This is a genomic window from Pseudomonas sp. B21-056 (genome assembly GCF_026016325.1).
Lineage (GTDB): Bacteria > Pseudomonadota > Gammaproteobacteria > Pseudomonadales > Pseudomonadaceae > Aquipseudomonas.
This window is the reverse complement of sequence record NZ_CP087203.1, coordinates 3,038,758-3,044,639: the sequence shown is the minus strand read 5'-3', so window position 1 is coordinate 3,044,639 and position 5,882 is coordinate 3,038,758. Positions and strand designations below refer to the sequence as shown.

Here is a 5,882-nt window from a genome sequence, read left to right as displayed (position 1 = left end):
CGAAGGACCTGCTTTTCTGGTTCGGAGTGGTTGACGATCAATGTGACTTTCAGAGACGGCGTGTCGCCTGGACGCGAGGATTGGCGGTGATGGGCCGATCACGTCGGGCAGGCCAATGCAGTGAATATCGTCATGTTCAACCGAAGGAGATCCCTCTCCGGGACTGTCTCCTTACAGGCCAAAAAAAATTAGAGCATTCAGTAGGGCATGTCTGTCATGGGAAGCAGGGACAAGTCCCGGCGGGGGGGGGGGGCAGGCGGAGGTAGATCCTGTGCGAGCCGGGCTTGCCCGCGATGGCGGTGGCACACTCAGCATTGATGCCAACAGGCCCACCGCTATCGCGAGCAGGCTCGCTCCCACCCTGGATCGTGGAGGTGCATAACATCTGGGGAACACCCCGAACCCCTGTGGGAGCGAGCCTGCTCGCGATGACGTCAGCCCAGCCAACATCGCCGCCAGCAGACAGGCTCCCAGGGGTTCAGATACGTCGCTGACGCGTGAGCGCCGGAATCTTCGTCTCGGGCACGTCGATGCGTTGTACCTGTCCCACCGCCGCGGCCACCGACGCCAGTGTCGGTTGACCGAACAACACTCGTACATCGGCCTCCATGCCTTCCCTGCGCATACGTTCGATCAGCGCCACGGCCAACAACGAGTGCCCGCCCAGTTCAAAGAAATGGTCATGGCGGCCGACACGCTCGACCTTCAGCAACTCGGCCCACAGCGCTGCGAGCTTCATCTCGGTGTCACCCAGGGGGGCTTCGTATTGACGCACGGAGTACGCGCTGCTGGCGGGTACCGGCAGGGCCTTGCGGTCGAGTTTGCCGTTGGGGGTCAGTGGCAGTGTGTCGAGGTGTACGTAGGCCACCGGAACCATGTAGGCCGGCAGTTGCGCTTGCAGATGAGCGCGCAGAGCCTCGATGCCCGCTGCTTGCGACTGGGTGAAATAGGCGACCAGTCGCTTGTCGCCCGGCACGTCTTCGCGGGCCAGCACCACGGCTTCTTTCACCGCATCGTGTTGAGCGAGTTTGGCTTCGATCTCCCCCAGTTCGATGCGGAAACCGCGGATCTTCACCTGATCGTCGTTACGGCCCAGGTATTCGATGTTGCCATCCGAGAGATAGCGGCCCAGGTCGCCGGTCTTGTACATCCGGGCGCTTGCAGCGCTGCTGAACGGATCCTTGAGGAAGCGTTCAGCCGTCAGGTCATCACGATTGAGATAACCCCGCGCCACCCCTGCGCCACCGATGTAGATTTCCCCTGGCACGCCCAGTGGCACCGGTTGTTTATGTTCGTCCAGCAAGTAGAACTGGGTGTTCGCCACAGGCTTGCCGATGTGCGCGACAAACCCGTCTTCGCGGGCCATCGACACCCAACTCGAATAGGTCGTGGTTTCCGAAGGACCATAGAGGTTGCACAGCCGCTTGACCGAGGTCTGTTCGAACAGCGCTTCCACCAGGCTGCGCTTGAGCGCTTCACCGGCCACGTTGACCGTGTCCACACCCTCGCCCAGCCCACCGGATTCCAGCAACGCCTTGAGCGCCGACGGCACGGTGTTGATCAAGGTGATGTCGTGCTCGCCCTGCTGCAGTTCCAGCACATTAGTCACGACTTCGATGCTGCCGCCGGACGTCAGTGGCGCAAAGCATTCATAAACTGCCAGGTCGAAGTTCAATGACGTCGAGAACAGGGTTTTCGACAGGGAGTTCGAATCGAACGACCGATGGGCCCAGGTCAGGAAGTTCACCGTATTACGGTGTTCGATCATCACGCCTTTGGGCAAACCGGTGGAACCGGAGGTGTAGATCACGTAGGCCAGATGCGCCGAGGTCAGCACGGGCACCTGCGGATTCGAGACGGACTCGTCCTGCCAGAGCCCGCTACCCAGATCGATCACCGGCATCGAAGCACCGGCCAACAACCCGACCGTCGCAGCCTGAACCAGCACCACCGCCGGCGCGCTGTCCTCCAGCATGTAGGCAATCCGATCCGCCGGATAGGCCGGATCCAGTGGCACATAACCGCCACCCGCCTTGAGGATCGCCAGCAGCCCGACCACCATGTCGGTACCGCGTTCGACGCAGATTGCTACTCGCGAATCCGGCCGCACGCCCTGCCCGCGCAGGTAATGCGCCAACCGGTTGGCCCGCTCGTTCAGCTCGCCATAGCTCAGGCGTTGCCCGCCATGCAGCACCGCCAGCGCATCCGGTGTGCGCTGCACCTGTTCCTCGAACAACCCATGAATCGTCTGTTCCAGCAGATATTCAGCCTGAGTAGCATTGAACCGTTCCAGCTGCAGGCGCTCGGTTTCGCCAAGCAAGGCAATCTCATCGACGGCCGCATCGGCATCCGCCACCATCGCCCGCAACATGCGTTCCAGGTAACCGAGGTAACGCTCGATGGTCGTCCGGTCGAACAGCGCCGTGGCGTACTCCAACGCCCCCTGGATACAGCCGTCGACCTCGCCCAGGTCAAGGGACAGATCGAATTTCGCCGTTCGCCTCGCCGCCCCCAGTGCTTCCAGCTTCAGGTCACCCAGGACCCGTTCAGCGCCCTCAGTGTTCTGCCAGGACAACATGGTCTGGAATATGGCGCTGTGAGACAGGCTGCGCACCGGCTTGACCAGTTCCACGACCTGTTCGAACGGCAGGTCCTGGTGGGCCTGAGCCTCCAACGTCTGCATCTTGACCCGTTGCAACAGGACTTCGACGCTGGGCTGGCCCGACACGTCGATGGGCAAGGCCAGGGTGTTGACGAAGAAACCAATCAGGTCCTCGACTTCCCCTCGCCTGCGGTTGGCGGTCGGCGAGCCGATGACCACCATGTCCTGCCCTGAAAGTCGTCCAAGCACCGCGGCCCAGCCGGCCAGCACCGTCATGTACAGCGTCGTGCCATAGCGCTGGCTCAAGACCTTGAGGTCCGCGGTGAGCGCCGCATCGAAGCGCACCGCCAGGCTTGCGCCGGCATAACTCTGGTGTGCCGGCCGTGGATGGTCGGAGGGCAACATCAGCAGCCCCGGCGCATCGGCCAGAGCAGCTTGCCACCAGGCGCCCTGGCACTTGAGCACTTCGTTGCTCAGCCAGCGGCGTTGCCAGACCGCGTAGTCGGCATACTGCACCTCCAGCGCCGGGAGTGGGTCCTCTCGACCCTCGTGATAGGCGCTGTAGAGCGTGACCAGCTCCCGGGTCAGAACCCCTATCGACCAGCCATCCGAAACGATGTGGTGCATCGTCACCATCAATACATGTTCGTCATCCGCCAACCGCACCAGCCGGCCACGGATCAGCGGTCCGCGCTCGAGGTCGAAGACCGCGCCGGCTTCCCCGTCGATCATCGCCTGCATTGACTCCCGCGCCATGGAGTCGGCGCGCAGATCGAGAGTTTCCAAGGCAAACCCACTGTCCCGGGCGGCGATACGCTGCCAGGCCGGTTGTTCCGGACTCTGGACGAACGTCGTACGCAGGGCTTCGTGGCGCGCCACGATCCGGTCCAGGGCACGCTGTAGCGCATTGCGGTCCAGTGCTCCCGTCAGGCGCAAGGCCACCGGCAAATGATAGGCCGAGCTGGCCCCTTCGATCCGCGTCAGGAACAGCAGGCGCTGCTGGGAGAAGGACAGCGGCAGCGGCTCATCCCGATCGACCGGCACGATCGACGGCAACGTACTGCGCGCCGCACCGGATACCACCAGGGCCAGCGCACTCAACTGCGAATGAGCAAACAGATCGCCGAGCGTCAACTCTACCCCAAGGCGCTGGCGCACCTGGGAGATCAGCCGCATCGCCAACAGCGAATGCCCACCCGATTCAAAGAACCGATCATGCCGACCGACCCGCTCCAGGCCCAACAGTTGCTGCCAGATCTCTGCCAGTAGCAGCTCGACATCACCCAGTGGTGCCTCATAGGCGTCCAGACCCAGGGCCGTCGACTCCGGTGCCGGCAGCGCCTTGCGATCCAGCTTGCCGTTGGGCGTCTGTGGCATCGCGTCCAACCGCATATAGGCCACCGGCACCATGTACTCGGGCAGTTGCCCAAGCGCCAAGGTCCGCAACGCCTCGGCCATCGACGCGTGCGGGTCGGCCTGGGTGCGGTAATACGCGACCAGACGCTTCTCGCCGGGCAGGTCTTCGCGCGCGATGACCACGGCCTCGCTCACCCCCGGGCAACCGGCAAGCACTGTTTCGATTTCCCCCAGTTCTATGCGCAGGCCACGGATCTTGACTTGCCCATCGTTGCGGGTCAGGTACTCGATCCGGCCGTCCGGCAGGTAGCGACCGATGTCACCGGTGCGGTACATCCGTGCGTCCGCCTGGACACTGAACGGATCCTTCAAAAAGCGTTCAGCGGTAAGGTCCGCGCGGTTCATATAGCCCCGCGCCACGCCTGCGCCGCCAATGCAGATCTCACCCGCAACGCCGACAGGCACTGGATTGCCGTGGTGGTCGAGCAGGTAGAAGCGCGTATTGGCGATGGGCCGGCCGATACTGACCGAGCCGCCACCCGCCTCTGAGGCCCCGACCGGCATGGACGATGACCAGATCGTCGTTTCGGTCGGGCCATAGACGTTGAACAAAGTCCGGACCCGCTCCGCCACGCGCTGGGCGAGGTCGACAGGCAGCGCTTCGCCGCCGCAGAGTGCCGTCAGCCCGGGCGCGCCTTCCCAACCCGACTCCAGCAACATGCGCCAGCTTGCCGGAGTCGCCTGGGCCTGGGTGATACCGTGGGAGGCGATCATCCGAGCCAGCGCCTGGCCGTCTCGGCCCTGTTCACGGGAGGCCAGCACTACCCGTGCGCCGCAGATCAGCGGCAGATAGAGTTCCAACCCGGCGATGTCGAAGCCCAGGGTGGTCAGTGCCAGCATCCGGTCGCTGGGGGCCACGCCCAGGGTGTCGCGCATCGTCCACAACAGGTTGACCACACTGCGGTGCTCGACCATCACGCCCTTTGGCCTGCCGGTCGATCCCGAGGTGTAGAGCACGTAAGCCAGGTGTGCCGAAGTCAGCCCGGGCACGGACGGGTTGTCCGGGGAAAAAGCCTGACTCTCAGCGCTGTCGAGGTCGACGAGCACCAACCCGGTGTCGGCCAACAGGCCTCGGGTGGTGCCGTGCACCACCAGCGCCAATGGCGCGCTGTCATCAAGCATGTAGGACAGGCGCTCGTTCGGGTACGCCGGGTCCAAGGGGACATAGGCCGCGCCCGACTTCAGGATACCCAGCAGCCCCACCAGCATGTCGGGGCCACGTTCCACACAGATCGCCACCCGGTCGTCCGGGCGCACGCCCTGCGCAAGCAGGCGATGGGCGAGCCGGTTGGCCTGGCCGTTCAGTTCGGCGTAACTCAACGAGCGGTCGCCAAAGACGACGGCCACGGCATCAGGTGATACCTGCGCCTGGGCCTGGAACAGTTGATGGATCGTCTGCTCCAGCGGATAGCTGACTTGCGTGGCGTTCCAGGTGTCCAGCAACAGCTCAAGTTCGGCCGACGGCAGGCTTTGCAGTGTATGCAAGGCAGTATCGGGTGCGTTTTCCAAGGCGCTGACCAGGCTGTAGAGCGTGGTCTGCATGTAGCCCGCGATGCGTCGGGCATCGATCCCGGCCATCGCCTGCACGACCAGACTGAACCCTTCGCCTTCATCATCCACTGCCAGCGACAACGGGTAGTTGGTGCGTTCCTCGCCACCGAGAACCTCGATGCCCTGCCACACCGCCTCTGCCCCGACCTCCACCGTCACGGCATTGTGACGGTAGTTGAGCAACGCACTGAATAGCGGTGTCGGCGCCGTCACACCGCTGCAACGCTGCGCCAGCGCCAGCGGCGCGTGCTCATGTCCCAACAGCTCGGTGAGCCGCCTGTGGATGGCTTTGACCGACTCACGTGCAACCTGC

General features: G+C 63.8%; 1 protein-coding gene (running past one end of the window). It reads right to left on the bottom strand.

Features of this window, described 5'->3' with window-relative positions; genetic code table 11:
- Positions 1–478: 478 nt before the first annotated feature.
- On the bottom strand, positions 479–5,882 hold the end of the coding sequence (locus tag LOY67_RS13025; RefSeq protein ID WP_265067558.1) for a non-ribosomal peptide synthetase. It continues 7,655 nt past the right edge of the window; the window shows 5,404 of its 13,059 coding nt (coding positions 7,656–13,059); its start codon lies beyond the right edge, outside the window; it ends in the stop codon at positions 479–481.